The sequence below is a fragment of the Arthrobacter saudimassiliensis genome, assembly GCF_059090665.1.
In genome coordinates, this window is the sequence record NZ_JBNHFX010000005.1 from 60,242 (window position 1) to 86,029 (window position 25,788).

21 protein-coding genes are annotated in these 25,788 nt (G+C 71.2%); 7 read left to right on the forward strand and 14 right to left on the reverse strand.

Going from position 1 to position 25,788, the window contains the following annotated elements; genetic code table 11:
* Position 1: 1 nt before the first annotated feature.
* From AC5RV6_RS16350 to AC5RV6_RS16360, 3 genes are read left to right on the forward strand one after another with little or no spacing between them, the layout of a single operon-like run.
* Positions 2-1,234, forward strand: coding sequence for a type III polyketide synthase (locus AC5RV6_RS16350; RefSeq protein WP_494008421.1), 1,233 nt, complete (start codon positions 2-4; stop codon positions 1,232-1,234).
* The gene (locus AC5RV6_RS16355) at positions 1,231-1,986 is read left to right on the forward strand and encodes a class I SAM-dependent methyltransferase (protein WP_494008422.1); all 756 of its coding nucleotides are present in this window, start codon (positions 1,231-1,233) and stop codon (positions 1,984-1,986) included. Before AC5RV6_RS16350 ends, AC5RV6_RS16355 begins: the two co-directional genes overlap by 4 nt.
* A 14-nt stretch (positions 1,987-2,000) precedes the next feature.
* Complete coding sequence (locus AC5RV6_RS16360; protein WP_494008423.1) at positions 2,001-3,143, forward strand: FAD-dependent oxidoreductase; 1,143 nt, start codon at positions 2,001-2,003, stop codon at positions 3,141-3,143.
* 95 nt (positions 3,144-3,238) lie between these two features.
* Here the strand turns inward: AC5RV6_RS16360 and AC5RV6_RS16365 are convergent, their stop codons facing one another.
* Positions 3,239-4,915, reverse strand: coding sequence for an MDR family MFS transporter (locus AC5RV6_RS16365; RefSeq protein WP_494008524.1), 1,677 nt, complete (start codon positions 4,913-4,915; stop codon positions 3,239-3,241).
* Between the two features lie 47 nt (positions 4,916-4,962).
* Positions 4,963-5,469 carry a MarR family winged helix-turn-helix transcriptional regulator gene (locus tag AC5RV6_RS16370; protein ID WP_494008424.1) on the reverse strand — a complete coding sequence of 169 codons (507 nt, stop codon included), beginning with the start codon at positions 5,467-5,469 and terminating at the stop codon, positions 4,963-4,965.
* A gap of 184 nt (positions 5,470-5,653) precedes the next feature.
* Here AC5RV6_RS16370 and AC5RV6_RS16375 point away from each other — a divergent pair, with 184 nt between their 5' ends.
* The gene (locus tag AC5RV6_RS16375) at positions 5,654-6,754 is read left to right on the forward strand and encodes an alcohol dehydrogenase catalytic domain-containing protein (RefSeq protein ID WP_494008425.1); all 1,101 of its coding nucleotides are present in this window, start codon (positions 5,654-5,656) and stop codon (positions 6,752-6,754) included.
* Here the strand turns inward: AC5RV6_RS16375 and AC5RV6_RS16380 are convergent.
* The 6 genes from AC5RV6_RS16380 to speB form a co-directional block, all read right to left on the reverse strand.
* Positions 6,751-7,674, reverse strand: coding sequence for an alpha/beta fold hydrolase (locus tag AC5RV6_RS16380; protein WP_494008426.1), 924 nt, complete (start codon positions 7,672-7,674; stop codon positions 6,751-6,753). The genes AC5RV6_RS16375 and AC5RV6_RS16380 overlap by 4 nt on opposite strands.
* Positions 7,671-9,170, reverse strand: a complete 1,500-nt coding sequence (locus tag AC5RV6_RS16385; protein ID WP_494008427.1) for a flavin-containing monooxygenase — start codon at positions 9,168-9,170, stop codon at positions 7,671-7,673. The genes AC5RV6_RS16380 and AC5RV6_RS16385 overlap by 4 nt, the downstream gene beginning before the upstream one ends.
* A 114-nt stretch (positions 9,171-9,284) precedes the next feature.
* Entirely contained in the window at positions 9,285-9,554 is a 270-nt protein-coding gene (locus AC5RV6_RS16390) for a hypothetical protein (protein WP_494008428.1), read from the reverse strand.
* Positions 9,555-9,698: 144 nt separating this feature from the next.
* Positions 9,699-11,279 carry a Na+/H+ antiporter gene (locus AC5RV6_RS16395; RefSeq protein WP_494008429.1) on the reverse strand — a complete coding sequence of 527 codons (1,581 nt, stop codon included), beginning with the start codon at positions 11,277-11,279 and terminating at the stop codon, positions 9,699-9,701.
* Positions 11,280-11,389: 110 nt separating this feature from the next.
* Positions 11,390-13,048, reverse strand: a complete 1,659-nt coding sequence (locus AC5RV6_RS16400; protein WP_494008430.1) for a thiamine pyrophosphate-binding protein — start codon at positions 13,046-13,048, stop codon at positions 11,390-11,392.
* Complete coding sequence (gene speB / locus AC5RV6_RS16405) at positions 13,045-14,013, reverse strand: agmatinase (protein WP_494008431.1); 969 nt, start codon at positions 14,011-14,013, stop codon at positions 13,045-13,047. Before speB ends, AC5RV6_RS16400 begins: the two co-directional genes overlap by 4 nt.
* A gap of 162 nt (positions 14,014-14,175) precedes the next feature.
* Here speB and AC5RV6_RS16410 point away from each other — a divergent pair, with 162 nt between their 5' ends.
* A complete protein-coding gene (locus tag AC5RV6_RS16410; RefSeq protein WP_494008432.1) occupies positions 14,176-15,858 on the forward strand; it encodes an FAD-dependent monooxygenase in 1,683 nt (560 codons plus the stop codon).
* A 27-nt stretch (positions 15,859-15,885) separates the two neighbouring features.
* On the opposite strand, the gene AC5RV6_RS16415 is transcribed toward AC5RV6_RS16410, so the two are convergent.
* On the reverse strand, positions 15,886-16,461 hold the full coding sequence (locus AC5RV6_RS16415; protein WP_494008433.1) for a helix-turn-helix domain-containing protein: 576 nt from the start codon (positions 16,459-16,461) through the stop codon (positions 15,886-15,888).
* Between the two features lie 229 nt (positions 16,462-16,690).
* Here AC5RV6_RS16415 and AC5RV6_RS16420 point away from each other — a divergent pair, with 229 nt between their 5' ends.
* Positions 16,691-18,229 carry a sodium:solute symporter family protein gene (locus AC5RV6_RS16420; protein WP_494008434.1) on the forward strand — a complete coding sequence of 513 codons (1,539 nt, stop codon included), beginning with the start codon at positions 16,691-16,693 and terminating at the stop codon, positions 18,227-18,229.
* 66 nt (positions 18,230-18,295) lie between these two features.
* Here the strand turns inward: AC5RV6_RS16420 and AC5RV6_RS16425 are convergent, their stop codons facing one another.
* Both AC5RV6_RS16425 and AC5RV6_RS16430 read right to left on the reverse strand, forming a co-directional pair.
* Positions 18,296-19,495 carry an AI-2E family transporter gene (locus AC5RV6_RS16425; protein WP_494008435.1) on the reverse strand — a complete coding sequence of 400 codons (1,200 nt, stop codon included), beginning with the start codon at positions 19,493-19,495 and terminating at the stop codon, positions 18,296-18,298.
* Positions 19,496-19,511: 16 nt separating this feature from the next.
* A complete protein-coding gene (locus AC5RV6_RS16430; RefSeq protein ID WP_494008436.1) occupies positions 19,512-21,248 on the reverse strand; it encodes a long-chain-fatty-acid--CoA ligase in 1,737 nt (578 codons plus the stop codon).
* Positions 21,249-21,521: 273 nt separating this feature from the next.
* On the opposite strand from AC5RV6_RS16430, the gene AC5RV6_RS16435 reads away from it, so the two are divergent.
* Entirely contained in the window at positions 21,522-22,649 is a 1,128-nt protein-coding gene (locus AC5RV6_RS16435; RefSeq protein ID WP_494008437.1) for a VIT1/CCC1 transporter family protein, read from the forward strand.
* A 33-nt stretch (positions 22,650-22,682) separates the two neighbouring features.
* Here AC5RV6_RS16435 and AC5RV6_RS16440 read toward each other — a convergent pair whose 3' ends face one another.
* From AC5RV6_RS16440 to AC5RV6_RS16450, 3 genes are read right to left on the reverse strand one after another with little or no spacing between them, the layout of a single operon-like run.
* Positions 22,683-23,570: an ATP-binding cassette domain-containing protein gene (locus tag AC5RV6_RS16440; protein WP_494008438.1), complete on the reverse strand. Its 888-nt coding sequence runs from the start codon at positions 23,568-23,570 to the stop codon at positions 22,683-22,685.
* Positions 23,567-24,625, reverse strand: coding sequence for an ABC transporter permease (locus AC5RV6_RS16445; RefSeq protein ID WP_494008439.1), 1,059 nt, complete (start codon positions 24,623-24,625; stop codon positions 23,567-23,569). Before AC5RV6_RS16445 ends, AC5RV6_RS16440 begins: the two co-directional genes overlap by 4 nt.
* Positions 24,626-24,647: 22 nt before the next feature.
* Positions 24,648-25,643: a sugar ABC transporter substrate-binding protein gene (locus AC5RV6_RS16450; protein ID WP_494008525.1), complete on the reverse strand. Its 996-nt coding sequence runs from the start codon at positions 25,641-25,643 to the stop codon at positions 24,648-24,650.
* Positions 25,644-25,788 lie beyond the last annotated feature (145 nt).

Below are 25,788 nucleotides of genomic sequence, written 5' to 3' on the forward strand. Positions count from 1 at the left end.
TATGACGGTTACCCTGAGGTCCCTCGAAACTGCTCTCCCGCCGACCATCCTTGTCCAGTCAGAGGCACGTGACGTGTTCGCCTCCCAGCCCGGGCTCACCCGCCTGGGCCAGCGGCTGGTCCGCACCTGTTTCGACTCCGCCGCCATCGATACCCGCCGTACCGCGGTCTCCGAGCTTTCGCTGGGGCACCGCGCCGAGAACCCGGCGTTCTTCGACTCCGCGTCCGGGCAGCTGATGAGCCCGAGCACCAAGACCCGCAACGACATCTTCGCGGTGGAAGCCACCAAGCTGTTCATCGAGGCAGCGCAGAAGGCCCTCGCCGCCTGCCCCGACATCTCCGCCGAGGACGTCACGCACGTCGTGACCGTCTCCTGCACCGGCTTCTTCAACCCCGGCCCGGATTACAAGGTGGTGCGGGCCCTGGGCCTGAACCCGTCGGTGCGGCGCTACCACCTTGGCTTCATGGGCTGCTACGCCGCCTTCCCGGCCATGCGCGCCGCCAAGTCCTTCTGCCAGGAGGATCCGAACGCCGTCGTCCTGGTCGTCAGCGCGGAGCTGTGCTCGCTGCACGTGCGCACGTCCAATGATCCGGACACCATCATGGGTTCCTCCCTCTTCGCCGACGGCGCGGCCGCCGCGGTGATCACCGGACGGGACCTGCCCGCCGACACCCCCGCCATCCAGCTCGACCACTTCGAAACCGTGCTGACCCCGGTCGGCGAGGAGTCGATGGCCTGGAACATCGGCGACGAGGGCTTCGAGATGGTCCTGGGCACCTATGTGCCGCACATCATCGACGACCACATCGTCGGGGCCCTGGAGCCGCTGCTCGCCTCCGATCCGACGCTGGACGGCGTGCCGTACCACGAGATTGAACACTGGGCGATCCATCCCGGCGGGCGGAGCATCCTCGACAAGGTCGAGTCCAAGCTGGGGCTTTCCGAGGAGCAGCTGCTGCCCGCCCGGGAAACGCTGCGCAATTTCGGGAACATGAGCAGCGCCACCGTGATGTTCGTACTCAAGCACATCCTTGAGCAGCCCTTCTCGGGCGGCAACGAGCGGATCTGCTCGATGGCCTTCGGCCCCGGGCTGACCGTGGAGACCGGCCTGTTCACCCGTGTGGGCGGGCCCGTGGGCGCTCCGGCCCAGGCTGCCGACGCCGCCGCGGTGCCGGTTCCGGCCGCTGCGGACGTGTCCGACGGCGCGCCCGCCGCCGTTCCGGCAGGAGCATGAGCGCAGCCGGCACCGGAAGCCCGGCGGCCCGCCTGCGCCGGGCCCTGGTTCCGGACCTGAGTGTACGGGCCGCCGACGCGGTGGAGCAGATGGACCGCCCGGACTGCGATCCGCGCCGGCTGGAGCGGACCTACGCGCAGTTCTGGCTGATCAACGCGGTGGTGTCCGGCTGGCGCCGCAATTACGTCCGCTACCTGCGGCCGCAGCTCTCGGGCCCGGGCCCGCACACGCTGCTCGACATCGGCTCCGGCGGCGCCGACCTGCCGCGGGCGCTGGCCCGCTGGGCGCGCCGCGACGGCATCGACCTGCGGATCACGGCCCTGGACCCGGATCCGCGCGCCCACGCCTTCGCGTCCGCACGGCCGCGGCCGGGCCTTGCGTTCCGCCAGGCGTACAGCTCCGATCTGGTGGCCGAGGGCCGGGAATACGACCTGGTGGTCAGCAACCACATGCTGCACCATCTGGACGAGACCCGGTTCAAGGAGCTGCTGGCCGATTCGGAGCAGCTGACCCGGCGGCTGTGCCTGCACAGCGACATCGAACGGAACCCGTGGGGCTACGCCCTGTTCTCGGTGGGCACGCTCCCCTTTTTCCCGGGTTCGTTCATCCGTGAAGACGGCCTGACCTCGATCCGGCGCAGCTTCACCCGCACCGAGCTGGCCGCGGCGGCCCCCGGCGGGTGGACGACGGTGCAGCACCGGCCGTGGCAGAACCTGCTGATGTTCACCCCCGACGGCGGACGACAGCCGTGAGGGGTCCCGCCTCCGTGGAGCCGGATCTGGATGTGGCTGTGGTCGGCGGCGGGCCGGTCGGGCTGTACACCGCCATCCTGCTGCTGCGCCGGGGGCTGCGGGTGCGGGTGTTTGAGCAGCGCACCGAGCGCAGCGCGCACTCGCGGGCCATCGGCATCCATCCGCCCGGGCTGCGGGCGCTGGCCGCGGCCGGCGTCGCGGAGCAGCTCTCCGGCGAGGGGATGCGGATCCGCCGCGGGCAGGCCCGCTTCGCCGGTTCCCTGGTGGCCGAGGTGCGGTTCGACTCCGCCGACACCAAGTACCCGTTCGTCCTGACCCTGCCGCAGGTCCGGACGGAGCAGGTGCTGGAAGAGCGGCTGGCGGCGCTGGATGCCTCGGCGCTGGTCCGCGGAGCGGCCGTCACCGGCGTGCGCCAGGACCGCGCCTCGGTCACCCTGGACCTGGCCGGCCCGGCGTCGGACGCGTCGGTGACCGCGCGGCTGCTGGTGGCGGCCGACGGCGCCCGGTCCGGCGTGCGCGGGCTGCTGGCAGTGCCGCGGGAGGGCGAACGGATCCTGGATTCCTACCTCATGGGCGACTTCGCCGACGACACCGGCGACGGCCCGCTGGGCGTGCTCTACCTGGAGCCGGAGGGCATCGTGGAGTCGTTTCCGCTTCCGGGCGGCACCCGCCGCTGGGTCGCGCACACCGGCGCGCTGCGCCCCCTGGCCGACGCCGGCGACCTGGCCGGGGAGGTCCGCCGGCGCACCGGCGTGAAGATCGATCCGGACTCCAGCACCATGCTCAGCGCGTTCACCGTGCGCACCGGGCGGGTCCGGCGCATGGTGCACGGGCGCACCCTGTTCGTGGGCGACGCGGCCCATGAGGTGAGCCCGATCGGCGGCCAGGGGATGACCCTGGGCTGGCTGGACGCCGCCGCGGCGGTCCCGCTGATCGCCCGTTCCCTGCGCGGCGACGACGTGGGGGACGCCCTGCTGCGGTTCCAGCGGCGCCGGCGGCGCGAGGCCGTGGTGGCGGACGCCCAGGCACGGCTGAACATGGCGCTGGGCCGGCCGCTGCCGCCGGCGGTGATGGCGGCCCGCAACCGGGCGATGGGGGCGCTGCTGCGGTCCGGGCCGGCCGCCGACGCCGTGGCACGCCGCTTCACCATGCAGTAGGCGCCCTGCACCGGCTCCGCGTGCGGCGGAGGGAGCGCGAACGGCGGCCGGTTCCTTCGAACCGGCCGCCGTTGCTGCCTGCTGTCTCCCGGGCCTCAGCGCCGGCCGGCCTCCGAAGGTTCGGAGGCGCCGCCGGCGGTCCCCGCTCCCCCGTCGGGCACGGCGTCGGGCGCTGCCGGGCGGGCGGGCACCCCGGCGGGCTGGGCAGCGGGATCGGCTGCCGTGCGGACCAGTTCGCTGCCGCCGGTCACTTCCGGATCGACCGGGGCGGACGGCTTCAGGTCCAGGGTCAGGCGCAGCTTCTGTTCGCGGATGAACAGCACGGCGACCAGGGCGATCACGGCCACCAGCGCGGCGATCCGGAAGACCACGGCGATGCCGTCGCCGTACGCCGCGCGGAAGATCTCGGCGATCGGGCCGGGCAGGGAACCGATGTCCAGGGTGGCTGCCTCCGCGCCCTGGCCGGTGGGCATGCCCAGTTCCTCGAAGCGGGTGGTGACCCGGGAGGTGACCTGGCGGGACAGCACGGCGCCGAGCACCGAGACGCCGACGGCGCCGCCGACCGTGCGGAAGAATGCCACCGAGGCGCTGGCTGCGCCGATATCGGAGATGGAGACCGTGTTCTGGACGGCCAGCACGAGGTTCTGCATCAGCAGGCCCATGCCGAGGCCCAGGATAAACAGGAACACCCCGACCAGGACCATGTCCGTCTCGTGGTTGATCATGCCGGAGAGGCCGGTGCCCAGCACCACGAGGGCTGCGCCGATGATCAGGTAGATCTTCCATTTGCCGTACCGGGTGATCAGCTGGCCGGAGCCGACCGAACCGAGCAGGTTGCCGGCGATCAGCGGCAGCATGAGCAGGCCGGCCGCCGTCGGGCTGTAGCCGCGGGCCACCTGGAAGTACTGGCCCAGGTAGGTGGTGGAGGCGAACATGGCGATGCCCACGGCCACGGAGGCGATGATCACCAGGGCGGTGGTGCGCTGCCGGATGATGTTCAGCGGAATGATCGGGGCCTTGACCTTGGATTCGACCAGCACCAGCAGGGCCAGCAGCACGATGCTGCCGCCGACCATGGCGGCCGACTCCCAGGAGATCCAGGCGTAGTAGCCGTCCTGGTCCGCGAAGGAAACCCAGATGAGCAGCAGCGAGACGCCGCCGCTGAGCAGGATGCTGCCGAGCCAGTCGATGCTGGCCGGCTTCTTCTCGTGCTTGATCTTGAGCGTGAACTGCAGCAGGATCATCGCGATCACGGCCAGCGGAATGCAGCTGAAGAACGTCCAGCGCCAGCCCAGCGGGCTGTCGACGATGAAGCCGCCCAGCAGCGGGCCGCCGGCGGTGGCCACCGCCATGACGGCGCCCATGTAGCCGGAGTAGCGGCCGCGTTCCCGCGGCGGAATGATCGAGCCGATGATCGCCATGCCCAGGGCGGTCAGGCCGCCCATGCCCAGGCCCTGGATGACGCGGGCCACGAGCATGACGGTCATGTCGTTGGCGAACCCGGCCAGGACCGAGCCGGCCACGAAGATCACGATGCCCAGCTGTTCGAGCACCTTCTTGTTGAACAGGTCCGCGAGCTTGCCCCAGATCGGGGTGCTGACCGCGTTGGCGAGCAGGGCGGCGGTGACGACCCAGGCGTAGTCGGTCTGGGTGCCTTTGAGGTCGCCGATGATGGTCGGCAGCGCCGTCGCCACGATGGTGGAGCTCAGCATGGCGGTGAACAGGGCGGCCAGGAGCCCGGTGAGCACCTGCAGGATCTGGCGGTGCGTCATCTTCTCCGGGTCGTGGTGGGCCGGAGCGGCTGAAGTCTTGGGGGTGGTCACTGGGCGTTGGCCTCCGGGGCAGGTGAAGTGAGGGGCAGGGGTGTGGTGCCCGGGCGGGTTGACCGGGTGGATGCCTGCAGGGTCGCTGACAGGCGGGCCAGGCAGCCGGCGGTGTCGGCGGCCTGGTCTTCGGTCCATTCCTTGAGCATGTCCTGCAGGAGCAGGGCGCGGCGGTGCAGGGCGTCGGCCAGTGTGGCCCGGCCCTCCGCGGAGAGGCTGATCAGGTAGGCGCGGCCGTCCTGCGGATCGGGCCGGCGTTGCACCCAGCCCAGCTCCTCCAGTTCGGCGATATGGCGGCTGAGGCCGGCCGGGCCGATGCCCAGCTGGTGGGCGAGGTCGGTGGCGCGCAGTTCACCGCTTTCGCTGATGATGCGCATGACGCCCTGCAGGGCTGCGCCGGGGCCGGTGCTGATGACGCTCTGCTGGGTGACGCAGCGCAGCTGGCGCTGCAGCACCGAGATCTGGTGGATGAGGTCTTCAGCGGTTTCCTGTCGTACTGACACGGCCGCCTTTCGATGGATGCGGGAACGGAAGTTTGCTTGCGTCAGGCAACTATACTCAGGTTATTTGCTTCAGGCAACCAACTGTGGCCCACGGTACAGTTCCGGGGTGCATGCCGCCGGTATGCCCGCCGGTCCCCCTGCCCGTGGCAGACTGGCTCCACCCATCGACGGAAAGGGCCCGCCCATGCAGATCACCGGAGCCGTGCTGGAACAGATCGGAGCCGACCGGCCGTACGCGCAGTCGCGCCCGCTGAACGTTGTCGACCTTCAGCTGGATCCGCCCGGCGACCACGAGGTGCTGGTCCGGATGGAGGCCGCCGGGCTGTGCCACTCGGACCTGTCCGTGGTGGACGGCAACCGCCGCCGGCCGGTTCCCATGCTGCTGGGCCACGAGGCCGCCGGACGGGTCGAGCAGGTGGGCAGCGGCGTGACCGACCTGGCACCCGGGCAGCGGGTGGTGATGACCTTCCTGCCCCGCTGCGGGCAGTGCGCCGGGTGCGCCACGGACGGACTGGTGCCCTGCAGCGCCGGCAGCGCCAGCAACGAGCGCGGCGAGCTGCTGGGCGGCGGACGGCGGCTGCACCGCGACGGCGGCGACCCGGTCCATCACCATCTGGGCGTCTCCGGGTTCGCCACCCACGCCGTGGTGCACCGCAATTCGGTGGTTCCGGTGGACGACGACGTGCCGGTGGCCGCCGTCCTCGGCTGCGCGGTGCTCACCGGCGGCGGCGCGGTCCTGAACGCGGCCCGCCCCGCACCGGGTGAGTCGCTCATGGTGGTGGGCCTCGGCGGCGTGGGCATGGCGGCAGTCATGGTCGCGGCGTCCCTGCCGGATGTCCGGGTCATCGGGGTGGATATGGCCGAGGCCAAGCTGGAGCACGCACGGAACCTGGGGGCGCATGAGGTGTACACGCCGCAGCAGGTGGCCGACCTGGGCATTACGGCCAGCCATGCCGTGGAGGCCGCCGGCAATGCCCGCGCCTTCGAAACCGCGTTTGCCGCCACGGCGCCCGGCGGACGCACGGTGACGGCCGGGCTGCCCTCGCCGGAGGCCCGGGTCAGCATCTCTCCGCTGCTGATCACGGCACAGGCGCGGACCATCATCGGCAGCTACCTCGGGTCGGCGGTGCCGGCACGCGACATTCCGGAGTACGTGCGGCGATGGCGGGACGGGCGGCTGCCGGTGGAGAAGCTGATCTCCGCGCAGCTGAGGCTGGAGGACATCAACCTCGGCATGGACCGGCTGGCCGATGCCGCCGAGCTGCGCCAGGTGGTGCTCTTCTAGGCCGGCCCGGCCCCGCCGCCGTCGCCCGCCCGCCCTTCGGCTGCACCGTTCTGCGCGGACTGCCCGATGAAGCGGCGGGCCAGCTCCACGAACTCGGCCGCACGTTCGATCTGCGGCATATGCCCGGTATCGGCAAAGATGTGGCTCTGCGCGTTGGGCAGGGCGGCGAGCGCGGCATCGAACTGGCTGTTCGGCAGGATCCGGTCCGCGTCGCCCCACACCACGAGGGTGGGCAGGCCCAGCCCGGCGACGGCCTCCAGCAGCTCGGTGCGCCAGCGCCGGTAGACCCCGGCGTAGGGCAGCCCCAGCCCAAGGGTCACGGTGGCGAACGTGGCGAGATGGTCCGGCTGGCGTCCCACCTGCGCCGCGTGCCGCAGCCGGGCCTCGGTGGCGTGTGCGGGGTCGAAGAACAGGCGCCGGTTGGCCGCTGCCCCCGCTTCCCGCGCGCGCTGCCGGAAACGCGGCCCGACGCGCGGCAGCCGGGTTGCCAGGCTCAGCACGACCGGCGCCAGGGACAGCCTGGCCACCCGCCCGAATCCGGCGCTGTTGACGAGCACCAGGCTGGCGGCGCGCCCGGGATACCGGGCGGCAAACTGCATGGCCACCGCGCCGCCCAGGGAGTTGCCCATGACGTGGACTGGCCGGTCCTCCCCCACCGCGTCCAGCACTGTCGCCGCGGCGGCGGCGTAGTACGCCAGGCCGGGGCGGACCGTCCCCTGCGGGCTCAGCCCGAAACCGGGATGGTCGCTGCTGATGACCCGGTGGTCCACGGCCAGCAGGTCATGGGCGTCCTGCCAGTCTTCGAGGCTGCGCCCCACCCCGTGCAGCAGCAGGACCGGAGGTCCGGCCGGGGGCCCGGAGACCCGCACCCGCAGCGGCGTGCCCTCCACCTGGATCCATCGGGCGTCGTCGACGCTCATTGCGTGCTCCTTCCGGCCGGCCCGACGCAGCGCAGGTCCCGGTCCAGTTTCGGCCGGCGGGCGGCCGGCGCGTCCAGCAGGTAGTTCTGCCGCACCCGCCAGGGGCCCCGGTGGCCCTGGCGCGGGAAGGCGTCCACGGAGCGCTGGATATATCCCGCGGCGAGGTCCAGCAGGGGCCTCGGCCGCAGCCCGGCTGCCGGTTCCGGCACCGCCGCCTCACACCCCCGCCGGCGCATCCAGTTCAGCACCGTGCAGACCAGCCGGTGGCTCAGGTCCGCGCGCAGGGTCCACGAGGCATTGGTGTAGCCGATACACACGGCGAAGTTCGGCAGGCCGCTGACCATTGCCCCCTGCCAGACGAACTGCCGGGACAGGTCCACGGTTTCCCCGTCCACGGACGGGGAGATTCCGCCGAAGGCCTGCAGCTGCAGTCCCGTGGCCGTCACCACGACGTCGGCGGGAAGCACCTGCCCCGAGGCCAGCCGCACGCCGTCGGCCTCGAAGCCTGCGATGGTCTCCGTGACCATCCGGAGCGTGCCGGCACGGACGGCGCGGAACAGGTCGCCGTCGGGGACTGCGCAGAAGCGCTGGTCCCACGGGTCATAGCGCGGGCTGAAGTGCTCGCGCACCAGTGCGGCGCTGCCCAGGGCGCGCCGGTTCCGCGCGCTGAGCACCCGGCGGGCAAGGTGCGGCAGGCGCCGGCAGAACTGATGGAACGCGGTGCTGGAAAGGATGTTCACCGCCCGGATGGCACGGTGCGCCGCCCGGGCCGGGAGCAGCCGCTTCAGGACCTGGGCCCGGACATCCACCGCGGGCACCGAGCCGATCCAGGTCGGGCTGCGCTGCAGCATGGTGACCGACGCCGTCCGCGCCATTTCCGGCGCCAGGGTCACCGCTGTGGCTCCGGATCCGATGACCACCACACGCTTCCCCGCGTAGTCCAGGCCTTCCGGCCAGAACTGGGGATGCACCAGCGTGCCGGCGAAGCGCTCCACCTCCGGCAGCCGGGGATCATGGGGCGTCCGGTAGTCGTAGTAGCCGGCGCAGCTGTACAGGAAGCGGCAGGTGAGGGTGCGCAGTGCCGTGGCGCCCGCATCGTCCGTCTCCTCCACCGTCAGGTGCCAGCAGGCGTCTTCGGTGGAAAAGTCCGCGGCGGTGACCCGGCTGCGGCAGCGGATCCGGCGGTCCACGCCGAACTGCGCCGCGGTGTCCCTGATGTAGTCGAGGATCGCCGCACCGTCCGCCAGCGACCGGCCCTGCCGCCAGGGCTTGAAGGCGTAGCCGAGGGTGTACATGTCCGAGTCGGACCGGACGCCGGGATAGCGGAACAGGTCCCAGGTTCCGCCCGTCGCCTGCCGCTGTTCGAGGATGAGCCAGGACCGGTCCGGGCAGCGGGCCTGCAGCCGGCAGGCGGCGCCGATTCCGGAGAGGCCGGCGCCGACGATCACGACGTCGACGTCGGGGCCGCCGTCGGTTCCGGGAGGTGGGCTGCTCATGCGCTCCAGTCTGGACCACACGGCGCCCGTACTCCTGCTGCCCGCCCGGTGCGCGCGTCGGCCGCGGCCGGCTGCCTCCTGCCGGGGGCCGCCGGGGAAGCCCGCTTCAGGGGGTCAGGCAGCGGGGCCGACGGCGATCCGGTCCCACGCGTCGGCTTCGTCCCACCGGACGTACAGGTGGCCGGGAGGCTCGGTGCCGCCGTGCTTGTACATGTGGAACTCCACTCCCTCCCCGGGAGCCAGGTCCATTCCCGCGGGCAGGTTCTTCGTTTCGACCCCCACCTGGGAGCCGTCCACGACCACGTTGTGCAGCTCGCGGTCGCTGGTGTTGCGCAGCACGTACATGTCTTGGGCCGGGTGTTCCACCCGCAGGACGGTACTCATGGCAGCCTCCGGTCTTCCCGGCCGGCGGGCCGCCGGCCGTTGCACGGTACGGCTCCACCGTACGTCCGGCGCCGGGCGCACTGAAGGGTCCTGCGGCTCTTGCGGCCCGCCCGCGGACAGGACGGCACGGCGCCGCCGGGGCCGCTAGTGGCCGCCGCGGTCCAGCGTGACGGTGCGCAGGTCCAGGCGGCGCAGCACCCGGTCCACCGCCTCCGGGTCGACGCCGGGCTGCCGGCGGGCGGCCAGCACCTCGCGCCGGGCGGCGGCGAGGGCCTCCCGCTGCACCTGGTCCATCACCTCGAGCGTCGCCTTCAGCGCCAGCATCTTCTCCGGGTCGGATTCGAAGTCCCGTTCCAGGATGGTGTGCAGCGAAGACATCCGGCGGGCCAGGGCTGCCCGCCGCTCCGGCGGGAGCGCCTGCGCCGCCGTCGAGCGCTTCATGGTCTCCAGCGCCACCTTCTCGGCCCGCCGCGCCAGGTCGCGTTCCTTGGCCGCCGCCGCCCGGTGGTCGTCCGGCAGGTTCAGCGCCCGCATCAGCCGGCCCAGCGTGAGCCCGGGCAGCACCAGGGTCACCAGCAGCACGGAGCAGGCCGCGGCGATGATGAAGTTGCGCCCCTCCAGCGGCTCCCCGGCATCGGTGACCGACGGCAGCGCCAGGGCCAGCGCCAGCGTGGCCAGCCCCCGCATGCCGCACCAGCTGAGGACCAGCACCTCCTTGAGCGAGCCGGGCGCCTGGTTGCGCTTCTCCACCCCGCCGAACCGGTAGATGCCGTACATCCAGAGGAAGCGCACCAGCACCACGGCGGCGCAGATCGCGATGATGCCGGGAATGAAGCCGAGGATGTCCCGCCCCTCGTCCTCGATGACGTAGCGCATTTCGATGCCCACCAGGCCGAAGGCGGCACCGGTGGTCAGCAGTTCCACCACTTCCCAGAACGCGGTGCGCGTCAGCCGCTCCTCCGAGTCCTGCGGCCGCGCCCGGCGGCCCAGCTCCAGCGCGGTGACGACGACGGCGACCACCCCGGAGAAGTGCACCTCCTCGGCCAGCAGGTACACCGCGTACGGCGCCACCAGGGTCACCGCCGACCGGGCGACCAGGTTCGGCACGAACCGGTTCAGCGCCCCGACCAGCCAGCCCATGGCCAGGCCCAGCAGGACGGCCCCGGCCGCCCCGAGCAGGAACCGCGGCACCACGTCCCAGCCGACTTCGCCGCCGCTGAGCGTTGCGGTGACCGCGGCCTGGAAGATCACGATGGCGATCGCGTCGTTGAACAGGCCCTCGGTCTGCAGGACGCTGATCAATCGGCGCGGCATCTTCACCTTGCCGGCCACGGCCTCCACGGCCACCGGATCCGGCGGCGCGACGATGGCGCCCAGCGCGATGGCGGCCGGCAGCGCAATGGCCGGGACCATCAGCAGCGTGACGCCGGCGACGACGGCGACGGTCACCGCCACCAGCGCGACGGCCAGCAGCACCAGGGAACGCCAGCGCAGCCGGAACACGGACCAGGAGCTGCGCTGCGCGGCTGCGTAGAGCAGCGGCGGCAGGAACAGCGGCAGGATCAGCTCCGGATCGATGTGGATTTCCGGAATGATCGGCAGGAACGCCACCAGCGCGGAGAACACCAGCATGAGCACCGGATAGGGCAGCCGGATCCGTTCCCCGATTCCCACCACCAGCACGGTTCCGAACAGCAGGAAGACGAGAAGGATCAGGAACTCCACGGCGGTGCCTCCTCCGCATGGCGGGGAACGCGCCGGCGCCGTCCGGGCGGCGTCGTTCCCCAAAAGTGTGATTGGTTGCCTGGGGAAACTTTATCGGAGGAAGCTGGGCGTTACGTGAGGTGGGTGGGTGCGAAGAGCCGCAGCAGCGTCTCGACCACGACGACGTTCGGGCCCTCCGCCGCAAAGGATTCCTCCAGCGCGGCGCGCACGCCCTCCGGGCCGGTGCGGCGGGCGGGCACGCCGAAGGATTCGGCCAGCCGCACGAAGTCGGGGCGGGCCAGCTCGGTGGCGGTGGCCTTGCCGAACGCATCGGTCATGTACTCGCGCAGGATGCCGTAGCCGCCGTCGTCGACGATCAGCCAGGTGACCGGCAGATCATGCTGGCGTGCGGTGGCCAGCTCGGCGATGGAGTACATGGCCGAGCCGTCGCCGGAGACGGCCAGCACCCGCCCGCCCAGCCCGACGGCGGCGCCGAGCGCACCCGGGAACCCGTAGCCGAGCCCGCCGGCGCCCTGCGCGGAGTGGAAGGCCCCGCTGCGCGCATCCCAGCAGCTCCACGCCCAGTAGGCGGCGATGGTCATGTCCCAGAAGGTCTGCATGCCGTCCGGCACGGCGGCCCGGATGTCGTCCATGAACCGGCGCTCCAGGCCCAGGTCCTGGCTGTCCAGCCGCGCCCGGACCCTGGCCAGCGTGTCGGCCACGACCTGCTCGGCGGTGCGCCCGTGCCAGTCCGGCTCCCGGCCGCCCGGCGTCGGCACCAGCGCCTCGTCCAGGGCGCTCAGCGCCTGGCCGGCGTCGGCCCGGATGCCGAGGCCGGGGCGGTTGGACTCCAGCACCCTGGGCTCGGCATCGATCTGGATGATCCGTCCGCGCGGCTCCATGGTGAAGTAGTTGCTCGTCACCTCGCCCAGGGAGGAGCCGACGACGATCAGCACGTCCGCGTCTTCCAGCACGTCGGTGACGTGCCGGTCCTCGACCCAGGACTGCAGCGAGAGCGGATGCTCCCACGGGAACGCGCCCTTGCCGCCGGGCGAGCACACCACGGGTGCATGCAGCTTCTCGGCAATGGAGCGCAGCTGCGCCTCGGCCCCGCCGCGGCGGGTACCCCCGCCGGCGATGATCGCCGGCCGCCGGGCCTCACCCAGCCAGCGCACCGCCTCGCGGACCAGTTCGATCCGCGGCGGGTTGTCGAACGGCTCGGCGAGGGCGTCCTCGACGGCCGGGACCATGACCGGGTTCAGCAGCACGTTCTGCGGAATCTCGATCCACACCGGTCCGGCGGGCGAGGAGATCGCCTCGGTCCAGGCGTCCTGGATGGCCGACGGGATGCCGGAGGCATGCTGGATCAGCCGCTGGCTCTTGGTCACGTTGGCAGCCGAGGCCTTCTGGTCATCGAGCTGGTGCAGCATGCCCCGGCGTCGGGCACCCAGGCCCTCGATCGGAATCTGGCTGGCCACCACGACCATCGGCACGCCGGTGGCGTAGGCCTCCTGCAGCCCGGCCAGGGCGGTCAGGGCGCCGGGGCCGGTGGACAGGAACAGCACACCCACCTTGCCGGTCGCCCGGGAGAATCCGTCGGCGGCGAAGGCGGAGTTGTTCTCCACCCGGGAGGACACGAATTCCAGGGGGGAACGGGAAAGGGCGTCGAACAGTCCCAGGGCGTGCTGCCCGGGAATGCCGAACACCGTGGTGGCGCCCAGCGCGGAGAGGGTCTCAACGACGAGGTCGCCGCCGTTGCGGACGGGTGCGCCGGGCGCCGGGGTGCTCACTCGGACAGACCCATCAGGGTGATCAGGTCGTACGCCACGTGGGAGGCGGCCACGCCGGTCAGCTCGGCGTGGTCGTAGGCCGGGGAGACCTCGACCAGGTCGGCGCCCACCAGGTTCATGCCGCGCAGCCCGCGCAGGATCTCCAGCAGCTCGCGGCTGGTCATGCCGCCGGCCTCGGGGGTGCCGGTGCCGGGAGCGTGGGCGGGATCGAGCACGTCGATGTCCACGGAGATGTACAGCGGGCGGTTGCCGATGCGGTCCCGCAGCTTGGCGACGACCTCGTCCACGCCCTGGCGGAAGACATCGGAGGAGGTGACGATGCCAAAGCCGAAGCGGCGGTCCTCCTCCAGGTCCTTCTTGCCGTACAGCGGCCCGCGGGTGCCGACGTGGGAGATGGCCTCGGTGTCGAGGATGCCCTCCTCCACGGCGCGGCGGAACGGGGTGCCGTGGGTGTACTCCGCGCCGAAGTAGGTGTCCCAGGTGTCCAGGTGGGCGTCGAAGTGCAGCATGGCCACGGGCTGGCCGGCCCGCTCGGCGGCGGCGCGCAGCAGCGGCAGGGCGATGGTGTGGTCCCCGCCCAGGGTCAGCAGCTTGGAACCGTTCTCGGTCAGGTCCAGGGCGTTCTGCTGGATGGTCTCGATCGCCTCGTTGATGTTGAACGGGTTCACGGCCATGTCGCCGGCGTCGGCCACCTGCAGGTTCGCGAACGGCGAGGTGTCCATCGCGGGGTTGTAGGGGCGCAGAAGGCGGGAGGACTCACGGATGTGGTTGGCGCCGAAGCGTGCGCCGGGGCGGTAGGAGACGCCGGTGTCGAACGGGACGCCGACGATGGACACGTCCGCGCGCTCCACCTGGTCCAGGCGGGGCAGGCGGGCGTAGGTGGCCGCTCCCGCGTAGCGCGGCACCTGTGCCGCGTCGATGGGTCCGATGTTGCCGTTTTCGCTGATCCGCGGCGGGTTCTGCATTGCTTTTTCTCTCCGCAATCCGGGCGGCGGCCGATGGCCTCGCCGCCCTGTGGTGCCTGTCCCCCGGCCCTGGCAGGGGAACACAGGTTTTCTAATGGGAATCAAATGTTTAGTCGAAGGCTAAAGTGGAAGTGTGGTCTGCGTCAAGACTAGGCTGGGGCCATGGCCCACCAGGTTTCCACCGCCGCAGGTTCCTACGACGTCGACGTCCTCATTGTGGGCGCAGGCCCCACCGGACTGGCCCTGGCCGCCCAGCTGGCAGCCTACGGCACCAGCTTCCGGATCCTCGACCGCCGCATGCGCCCCGTGGAGGAGTCCCGCGCCCTGGCCATCCAGCCGCGCACCCTGGAGGCACTGCGTCCCTTCGGCGTGAGCGCCGAGCTGGCCGCGGCCGGAACGCCCGCCCGACGGCTCCAGCTGCACCTGCCCGAGGAGAACCTCGACGTCGACCTGTACGACGCCGGCCTGGAGGACACGGAGTACGGCCACCTGCTGTTCCTGCCGCAGTCCGAAACCGAACAGGCCCTCATCCGCCACCTCGGCAGCCGCGGCGTGCGGGTGGAGCGCGGCGTCGAGCTGATGGACCTGCAGCGGCTGGACCCCGAAGATCCCTTTGCCGGCATGGAGGCGCGGATCCAGCGCATGGACCGCGGCATCGAGCGGATCCGGGCCCGCTACGTGGTGGGCGCCGACGGCGTCGACAGCACCGTTCGGGCCAAGGCCGGCATGGATTTCCGCGGCGGCCGCTACCCGGACACCTTTGTCGTGGCCGATCTGGAAGTCGACGGCGTGCAGCCGGACACCGTGCACGCCTACCCGGCCGAGGACGGCTTCCTGCTCCTCTTCCCCCTCGGCCGCCCGGCCGGCTGGCGGATGATCAGCATCCGCGAGCGGGGTGACGACTCAGCGCTGGACACCGCGTCCCTACAGCAGATCGTGGACCGGTTCAGCGACGGCGAGGTGACCGTCCGCGACCCGCAGTGGATCAGCACCTTCCGGCTCTCGCACCAGATCGCCGAGTACTTCCAGAACGGCTCGGTCTTCCTCGCCGGCGACGCCGCCCACGTGCACTCCCCGGTCGCCGCCCAGGGCATGAACACCGGCATCCAGGACGCCCTGAACCTGGGCTGGAAGCTCGCCCTCGGTGCCCGCGGCCTGGCCAGCGACGACCTGATCGACAGCTACGACGCCGAACGCCGGCCGGTGGCCAAGGACATCCTGGGCTTCACCGACCGGATCTTCCGCCTCGCCACCAGCCGCAACGCACTGATGAAGCTGCCGCGCACCAAGCTGCTGCCGCTGCTGGCCCCGCGCGCCACCGGCATCACCCCGCTGCGCTCGGCCGTGTACCGCCGCATCTCGCAGCTGGGCATCGGCTACCGCGGCAGCGACATGACCGACCGCAACGGCTTCCCGTTCCCCGGAGCCCCCCGCCCGGGCGACCGGCTGCCGGACGCCGAAGTGCTTCGCGACGGCGCCCGCCGCCGCCTGCACGACGTGGTGGCCGCGCCCGGCTTCCACGTCCTGCTCACCGGCCAGGGCTGGGACGACGGCGCCGCGGCCCGGCTGGCCGCCGAGCTGCCCCGGCTCACCGGCCTGCTCTCCGTCCACCGGCTGGTTCCCGGCAGCCCCATCGCGGCGGCGGCACCCGGCGTCGTCCAGGACACCACCGGCGATGCCCTGCGCCGGCTCGGGGTCCGCGCCCAGCGCCCGGCGCTGCTGGTGATCCGCCCTGACGGGCACATCGGCTACCGTTCGACCGGCACCGAGCTGGACGGCGCCGTCGCATACCTGCGCCGGCTCACCGCTGCCGCCGGCTCCGCGGTGCCTGCCGCTTCGAGCTGAAAGCCCGGCCGGCCCGGACCGTCGGCCTCAGCGGACGCCCGGACTGACCAGGGTCCAGATCACCACGGCTTCCTCATCGGTGGGATTGGACCATGAGTGCGGCTCCCGGCCGGGGAAGGTGACCGTGTCGCCCTCCCCCAGTTCCATGGTGGCGTGGCCGAAGATGAGCACCAGCCGGCCGGTGACCACATGGAGGACCTCGACGTCGCAGTCCACGCTGTAGAGGTCGGCCTCGCCGGCACCGCCGGGCGTGATCACCGAGCGGACCACCTGCACCCGCCGTTCCGTGCGGGCACTGACCAGCCGCTCATTGATGCCGTGCCCGCCGAGGCTGATCCGCGGAGCCTCGCTCCAGCGGATAAGCTGGGTATCCGGTGCGTTAAACAGATCTCCGATGGAAATCGACAACACCTGGCACAGGGTCAGCAGCGAGGCGACCGACGGCGACGTCAGGTCCCGTTCCACCCGGCTCAGGAATCCCTTGGTCAGGCCGGTGGCGTCGGCAACCTGCTCAATGGTCAGGTGCCTGGCCTGTCGCGCTGCCCGGATCCGCGGTCCGATCGCAACCGTTTCGTCCTTCGGTTCAACGGGCAGTGCCTTCATGGTGGGGCGGATCCTTTCGAGGAGCAGCACCGGTGACGGTGCGGCAGCGAGACTGACCTAGAGCATATCCAGCCCGCTGTGCCGAACCGGCTCCGGGCTCCGCGCCCCTGTGTTGCAGAACGGACACATTGGGCGAAAACGTTGACCGGATTCCATCCGGAGAACTAGCGTATCGGTAAACATCTGTTTTCCAAGGGGCAATTTATGTCCCCTTACCGGCAGGAACGCTATGGAACATCTGAACGCCGCCATCGTGGTGGCCTATCTCGTGGGCATGCTCGCCTTCGGCTGGTGGGGCAAGGCCCGCACCCGGAACGAAAGCGACTACCTGGTGGCCGGCCGCCGCCTGGGCCCCTTCTTCTACACCGGCACCATGGCCGCGGTCGTGCTCGGCGGCGCCTCCACCGTGGGCGGCGTCGGCCTGGGCTACCAGTACGGCATCTCCGGCATGTGGCTGGTCGTCGCCATCGGCGTCGGCGTGCTCCTGCTGAGCCTGCTGTTCGCCTCCACGCTGCAGAAGCTGAAGATCTACACCGTCTCGCAGATGCTCAGCCTGCGCTACGGCCGCACCTCGACGCAGGTGTCCTCGATCGTCATGCTGGCCTACACCCTGATGCTGTGCGCCACCTCCACCGGCGCCTACGCGACCATCTTCGTGGTCCTCTTCGGCTGGGAGCGCTGGGTGGCAATCGCCGTGGGCGGCGCCGTCGTGCTGATCTACTCCACGATCGGCGGCATGTGGTCCATCACCCTGGCCGACATGGCCCAGTTCATCATCAAGACCATCGGCGTGTTCGCGCTGATGCTGCCCCTGACCTTCGCCGACGCCGGCGGGCTGGAGGGCATCCGTGAGCGGGTCGACGCCGAGTTCTTCAACATCACCGGCATCGGCGCGCAGAGCATCATCACCTACTTCGTGGTCTACACGCTGGGCCTGCTGATCGGCCAGGACATCTGGCAGCGCGTCTTCACCGCCCGCACCCCGCTGATCGCCCGCTGGGGCGGCACCGCCGCCGGCATCTACTGCATCCTGTACGGCGTGGCCGGCGCGCTGATCGGCATGGCCGCCTCGGTGGTCCTGCCCGGCGTCGAGTCCAAGGACGATGTCTACGCCGACGTCGCGATGAACCTGCTGCCGGTGGGCATCGGCGGCCTGGTGCTGGCCGCCGCCGTGGCCGCCATGATGTCCACCGCCTCCGGCTCGCTGATCGCCGCAGCCACGGTGGCCCGCGCCGACGTCGTGCCGTTTGTCCGCGGCTGGTTCGGCAAGCGCGCCGCCGCCTCCACCGGCAACCCGGAGCACGACGTCGCCCGCAACCGGGCCTGGGTGCTCGGACTGGGCCTGGTGTCGATCCTGCTGGCTATCCTGGTCCAGGACGTGGTCGCCGCCCTGACCATCGCCTACGACATCCTGGTCGGCGGCCTGCTGGTTGCCATCCTGGGCGGCCTGTTCTGGAAGCGCGGCACCGGCCAGGGCGCCGCAGCGTCCATGGCGGTGGGCACCGTGGTCACCCTCGCCACCATGATCTACCTCGAGGTCACCGCGGAGCAGCAGTACGACGGCATCTACGCCAATGAGCCGATCTACTTCGGCCTGGTCGCCTCCGCCGTCGTCTACGTGGTGCTCTCCCTGCTCAGCCCGCGCACCGACGAGACCGTCATGCGGGGCTGGGAGGACCGGCTCGCCGGCCGCGGCGTGGAGGACTCCGACGCCGCCGAGGCCCCGGGCGTCACCCCGGACGCCGACTCGGCGACCACACGGGGCTAAGCCCCCAAGGCGCCGCTCCCGGCGCCGGCCCCCGGACGGTTCACCCCCGCCCGTCCGGCACCGGCGTCAGGAGCGGTTTCCGCCGGCCGGATCCACGAATCCGGCCGGCTTTTTCGTGCCTGCCGAGTCCTGCGGCGCGTCGGCGTCGGGTTCCTCGGGCAGCTCGGCCACCTCGGCCGGGTCCCCCTGGTCCTCGCCGATCCAGACCTTGATCACGGCCCAGGCGACGGCGGCCAGCGGCACGGCCAGGATCGCGCCGATGATCCCGGCCAGGATGGTGCCGGCCGTCAGGGCCAGCAGGATGACCAGTGCGTGGATGCTCAGGGAGCGGCCCATCACGACCGGCTGCAGCAGGTTTCCCTCGAGCTGGTTCACGCCGATGATGACCGCCACCACGATCAACGCGATCACCGGACCGTTGGCGACCAGGGCGATCAGCGCGGCGAGCACGCCGGCCGCCGTCGCGCCGACCAGCGGGATGAATGCGCCCACGAACACGATCACGGCCAGCGGCAGGGCCAGCGGAACGCCCAGGATGAACAGGGCCGCCCCGATGCAGACGGCGTCGACCAGCGCCACGATCGCGGTGCCGCGCACGTAGCTGCCCAGCACCTCCATGGTCCGTGCGCCGGCCAGCCGGGCCTTCTCCTTGCGGTCCTCGGGGAACCAGCGCAGGATGAACCGCCAGATCAGGTCGCCGTCCTTCAGGAAGAAGAACAGCACCACGGCCATCAGCAGGAAGCCGGTAATGAAGTTGGTGGCGGCGGAGATGCCGGCCAGGGCTCCGGCACCGGCGGTGCTCGAGGTGGCGAAGTCGACGGCCGCGTCGCGGGCATCCTCAAGCATGTCGGTGTTGATTTCCAGCGGCCCGGACTGGATCAGCGCGTAGAGCTCGTCGAATCCGGCGACCGCCTGTTCGACCAGCGAGCTCCACTCATTGCGGATGGCGAAGACAATGCCGGTCACCAGGCCGCCGAAGATCACCAGCAGCAGCACGAACGAGGTGATGGTGGCGAGCGCGCCGGGCCAGCCGTGCCGGCGCAGCCAGTTCACGAAGGGCGCGATTGCGGCGGCCAGGATCAGTGCCAGCAGCAGCGGAATGACCACCAGGGTCACCCGGGTCAGGGCATAGACGGCCACGGTGACCAGCAGCAGCACCAACAGGAGCTGTGCCGAGCGGAGGCCGGCCCGTCCCAGCCCGTCATTCCAGGCGCGGCCGCCCGGATTCGGGGCGCCGGAGGCGGGCTCGTGAAGCTGGGTGGCCATGAGAGGGGTTCTCCTGTCAGTCCTGGTCCTGCGGCGGGTCCTGCAGCCGGTCCTTGACGTGCCGGCGCAGGACCTTTCCGATCAGCGAACGGGGAAGGTCCTGTATCTGAACGATCCTACGGGGTACCTTGTAGGCCGCCAGCTCGCGGCGGACGAAGGCCCGCAGCTCCTCGGCGTCGATGACCTCACCGGCGGGAACCACCGCGGCCACCACCTCTTCTCCGCCGCCCACCCGGGTCATGCCGACGACGGCGGCCTCGGCCACCGAGGGGTGCCGCTTGAGCGCCTCCTCCACCTCGGAGGGGGAAACGTTGAAGCCGCCGGTGATGATCAGTTCTTTGATCCGGTCCCGGACCGTCACGAAGCCGTCCTCATCGACGCTCACGATGTCCCCGGTACGGAACCAGCCGCCGTCGAGCAGCGCCGCCCTGGTGTCCTCCGGACGGTTCCAGTACCCCTGGAAGACCTGCGGTCCGCGGATCAGCAGCTCCCCCTCCTGCCCCGGCTCCCGGTCCCGGTCCGGGTTCTCGGGATCCACGACGCGGATGTCGGTCAGCGGGAAGGGCACGCCGACGGTTCCGGGGCGGCGGGTGGGTCCCATCGGGTTGCCGAGCGCGATCGGCGAGGTTTCGGTGAGCCCGTAGCCTTCGATCAGCAGGCCTCCGGTGGCTTCCTCCCAGCGGCGGACGGTCTCCACCGGCAGGTTCATGGCGCCGGAGATGGCAAAGCGCACGCCGCTCAGCGGGATGCCACGCTTCTGCGCCCCGTCGACCAGTCGGTCGTAGATGGGCGGAACGGCGGGCAGGAACGTGGGCGGGGTCGTGGCGGCCGCATCCAGGACCAGGTCGACGTCGAAGCGCGGGAACAGCACCAGCCGGGCACCGACCGCCATGGCGGTGGTCAGGGACAGGGTCAGCCCGTAGGCGTGGAACATGGGCAGCACGCCGTAGAACGTCTCGCCGCCGTCGCGCAGTCCGGGCACCCAGGCACGGCCCTGCGCGGCGTTCGCCGCCAGGTTCGCGTGCGTGAGCATGGCCCCCTTGGGATGGCCGGTGGTCCCGCTGGTGTACTGGATGACCGCCAGGTCTCCGGGCACGGGCCGGCGGTGGCGCTGCGGCAGCGGGCGGCCCTTGAGCAGCTTCCGCCAGGAGGTCACCGGGCGGGGCTCCTGCCGGACCTTGTCCTTGACGGTCAGCGCGGCGCGGGCCTTCCGGGCGGCCGGGACGGGCAGCTTCAGCTTCAGCCGGGTGCCGCGCGGCATGGCCTCCACCAGGTTCACGGAGATGATGCTGCGCAGGGCCAGGTCCTCGGGCAGGCCCTGCAGGCGGTCCACCACCTTGTCCCAGGCGATCGCGACGACGGCGTCGTGGTCTTCAAACTGGTGGCGCAGTTCGCGGTCCGTGTAGAGGGGGTTGTGCTCCACCACCACGGCTCCCAGCCGCAGCACGGCGTAGAACGCCACCACGTGCTGCGGGCAGTTGGGCATCACCAGGGCGACCCGGTCGCCGGCCCTGACGCCCAGCCGGCGCAGCCCGGCAGCGGCGGCGCGGACCTGCTCGCCGAGTTCCCGGTAGGTGGTGCTGCGGTCAAAGAAAACCAGGGCCGGGCTGCTGCCGTAGCGGCGCACGGACTGCTCCAGCAGGTCCACGAGCGAGACATCAGGCAGCTGCGGCGCGGCGGGAACGCCGTCGGCGTAGTGCCGGGTCCAGGGGCGGTGCGGGTCCGGTTGCGGGGTGTTGTTCTTCCTGCTCACGGTTCGACTTTAGCGGGCGCTCCTGTGGGTTTGCGCAGGGCCGCTTCCGAAGGCCCGGCCTTCCCCCCGCGGGCGGGCGGTCTCGGCTACACTGGAGCGCTGAAGGGGAGTAGCTCCGACACCGCCGGCTCCGCCGGGGCGTCGCGGCCTGTCGACATACTGGCCTGACCGGCCCGGCAGTCCACCCGCAGTGCGGGCGAGCGAGACCTTCGGCCAGCAGTCGTATGCCGGCCGGAGCCCCTGCGTGCATGCTCCGGCCCTGACAGGAGCACAGTGAATCCCACCGCCGACACCCCGACGCCCGGCGAGCAGCCCTCCCCCGAGCCTTCCGCCCAGGACATCCGCCGCTGGCGGCAGTACCTGGCCGATGAGCGGGCCGAAGCCGCAACCTACCGGTACCTCGCCGATCGGCGGCAGGGTGAGGAGCGGGACATCCTGCTGCGGCTGGCCGACGCCGAGGGCCGGCATGAGGAGCACTGGCTGAAGCTGCTCGGAGGTCACGCCGACCAGCGGCTGCGGCCGTCCTGGCGCAACCGGCTGCTTGGCTTCCTGGCCCGCCGGTTCGGGTCCGTCTTCGTCCTGGCCCTCGCCCAGCGGGCGGAGGGCCGCTCCCCGTACAGCCGGGACCCCTCCGCCACCCCGGCCATGGCCGCCGACGAACAGATCCATGAAGAGGTCATCCGCGGCCTGGCCACCCGGGGGCGCACCCGGCTCTCCGGCAACTTCCGGGCCGCGGTGTTCGGAGCCAATGACGGCCTGGTCTCCAATCTGGCGCTGATCATGGGCATCGGCGCCACCGGGGTGTCCAGCACGTTCATCCTGATCAGCGGCCTGTCCGGGCTGCTCTCCGGGGCGCTGTCGATGGGGGCCGGAGAGTACGTCTCGGTCCGCTCGCAGCGGGAGCTGCTGGACGCCTCGAAGCCCACGCAGATCACCCTCTCCGCGGCCAAGTCCCTGGACATCGACGCCAACGAGCTGGTGCTCATCTACCGGGCGCGCGGCATGAGCAAGGAAGCCGCCGAGCACCGCGCCGCCGAGCGCATGGGCCTGTTCAGCTGCGACTGCGATCCGAGCCTCTCGCTGAACCCCGAGGACGGGGACACCGCGGACGAGTACGAAGAGGTCGGCACCGGGCTGGGCGCGGCGGTGTCCAGCTTCTGCTTCTTCGCCTCCGGAGCGATCGTGCCCGTGCTGCCGTATCTGTTCGGGCTGACCGGCATGACCGCCGTCGTCGTGTCCCTGGTCCTGGTCGGGCTGGCGCTGCTGTTCACCGGCGGCGTCGTCGGCCTGCTCTCCGGCACCTCCCCGCTGCTGCGCGGGCTGCGCCAGCTGGCCATCGGCTTCGGCGCAGCCGGCGTGACGTACGCGCTGGGCCTGGTCTTCGGCGTCGCCGTCGGCTAGCGGCTGAGCCCGACGGCGGCGCCGCCTTCGGGCTCAGCCGGCCGCCGCCGCCCGGCGGATGTCGGCCGCCTCCTGGCCGTGGCCGCCGAGCTGCTCAAGCTCGTGGGCCAGCTCCTCCAGCTCCGCACCGCCGGCCATCTGCGTGGTCAGGTCGTCCAGGCTGATGCCGTCCTTGGTGTAGTAGCCGATCGACCGGCCGCGCTTGAGCAGCAGGAACCGGTCCCCCACCGGGTAGGCGTGGTGCGGGTTGTGGGTGATGAACACCACGCCCAGCCCGCGGTCCCGGGCCTGGAGGATGTAGCGCAGCACCACGCCTGACTGCTTGACGCCCAGCGCCGCGGTGGGCTCGTCGAGGATCAGCACCTTCGCCCCGAAGTACACCGCCCTGGCGATGGCGACGGACTGCCGCTCGCCGCCGGACAGCTGGCCGATGGGCTGCTCCGGATCCCGCAGGTCAATGCCCATCCCGGCCAGTTCGGTCCGGGTGATCTCCTTCATCCGCCGCACGTCGAGCCGTTTGAAGGGCCCGGCGCCCACGGTGAGCTCGGAGCCGAGGAAGAAGTTCCGCCAGACCGGCATCAGCGGCACCACGGCCAGGTCCTGGTACACGGTGGCGATGCCGGCGTCGAGCGCCTTGCGCGGAGAGGTGAAGGTTGTTTCCTCCCCGCCCACCAGCAGCGTGCCTTCGTCGTGGCGGTGCAGCCCGGACATGATCTTGATCAGCGTGGACTTGCCGGCGCCGTTGTCGCCCAGCACGCAGGTGACCCGCCCGGCCTCCACATCCAGGTCCACTCCGCCGAGGGCGTGGATGTTGCCGTAGCGTTTGCCGACGCCGCGCAGGCTCAGCAGCCCGGCGTCGTCGCCGGCAGCGGCGGCGGGGACCCCGTCCCGGGCGGCCGCGTGTTCAGGGGTGGCGCTCATTTGCTTTCCTCCGCACGCCGTTTCACGACAAGGTTGACGATCGTGGCCAGCAGCAGCATCAGGCCGAGGAAGAACTTGAACCAGTCCGGGTTCCACTCGGCGTACACGATGCCCTTGTTGGCCATGCCGAAGATGAACGCGCCGATGGCTCCGCCGATCGCCGAACCGTAACCGCCGGTCAGCAGGCAGCCGCCGATCACCGCGGCGATGATGTACAGGAACTCGTTCCCGATGCCCTCGCCGGACTGCACCGTCTCGAAGGCAAAGAGGTTGTGCAGGCCCAGCAGCCAGCCGCAGAAGCCAACGGCCATGAACAGCGCGATCTTGGTCCTGGCCACCGGGACGCCGACGGCGCGGGCCGCGTCCTCGTCCCCGCCTGCGGCGAAGATCCAGTTCCCCGCCCGGGTGCGCAGCAGGACCCACGAGGCCACCGCCACCAGCGCGATCCACATGAACACGGTGATCTTCACTTCCACGCCGCCGAGGGTCACCGAGGAGGCGAAGACCGCCTTCGCCGAGGCGAACCCGTCCATGTCGGAGATCCTCGGCGACGACACGCTGCCGCCGACGGCGCGGGTCAGGCCCAGGTTGAGGCCCGTAAGCATCAGGAAGGTGGCCAGCGTGACCACGAAGGACGGCAGCTTGGTGCGGATCAGCAGCCAGCCGTTCAGGAAACCGATGCCCAGCGAAACGGCCAGCGCCAGGCCCACGCCCACCCACAGGTTCAGCGAGAAGTACCAGCTGAACAGGGATGCGGTCAGGGCCGAACTGATCACGGCGACGCCGGCCGAGAGGTCGAACTCGCCGCCGATGATCAGCAGCGACACGGCCACCGCCATGATTCCGATGGTCGAGGAACCGTACAGCACGGTGGCGAAGGACCCCGGCTGCAGGAAGGTCGGGGCGACGACGGCGAAGAACGCGAACATGGCGACCGCGCCTACCAGGGCTCCGAATTCGGGGCGGCCGAGCAGGCGGACCGGAAGGCTCTTCCGGCGGGCCGGTCCTCCGCCGTCGGGCGCCGCGGGCGGGCGGATCATTGTTGCATGCGACATGGGCTCTCCTTTCGCCGGCGGTTCAGCGGATGCCGTCGCGGGCGTGGTCCAGGACCTCGCCGGCGTTGGAACCGTCGATGATGGCCGGCCCGGTCAGCACGGGCTGCCCGCCGCCGACCTGGAACCCGCCGCGGGTGTACTGCCAGATCGCCTCGACCGCCCCGTAGCCCTGCAGCCAGGGCTGCTGGTCCACGGTAAACAGCACCGAACCGTCGGCGATGCCCTGCGCCAGCTCCGGGTTCAGGTCGAACGAGGCGACCTTCGCCGCGTGGCCGGTCTCGCGGACCGCGGAGGCTATGGTCAGGGTGAACGGTGCACCCAGGCCGATCACGGCGTCAATGTCGGCCGAGGTCTGCAGCTTGGCGGTAACCGTGGAGGCAACCTGGGTCATGTCGGTGCCCTGGACGTACAGGTTCTCGGTCTCCGGAATGACCTGCTTCACGCCGGCGCAGCGGGCCTCATGGCCGACGTTGCCCTGTTCATGAATCACGCAGATGGGCCGCTCAAGGCCCTCCTCCACAAGCCGCTGCCCCACTGCTTCCCCGGCCAGCCGGTCGTCGGCCCCGAAGTGGGTGAAGGCACCGAGCCCCGCCGAAACATCTTCGCCGGCGTTGATGCTCACCACCGGGATCCCGGCGTCGGCGGCCTTCCGGACGGCGGACGACAGCGCCTCCGGCTTGGCCAGGGTCACCACGATCCCGTCCACCCGCTGGTCGATGGCCTGCTCCACCAGCTGGGCCTGCCGGCCGCCGTCGGGGTCGGAGCTGTACAGCAGGTCGACGTTGTCCTTGGCTGCGGCTTCCTCGGCGCCCTTGCGCACGATGTCCCAGAAGGTGTCCCCCGGGCCCGCGTGGGTGATCAGCGCGACAGTGATTTCAGGTGTGTTGGCGACCTGTCCGCCGCCGGCGGCCTCGGCTTCAGCGGCGGCCCGGCCGCCGCTGCCGGAGCAGCCGGCCACGGCCAGCAGCGGCAGCAGCATGGCGGCGGCAGCTGCCTTCCGCCAGGCGTTCTTCTTCAGCATCTTCATCTCCTTTGGGCACGGCTCATCGCCTGGTCGGCAGCCGCCGTGCGGACTTCCCCGGTTCCGGGCAGCGTCGATGGCACCCGGCCGGGCTTTCCACCATATCGGGTCCCGCAGCGGGCTCGGTCGGCCGGCGCCCCGC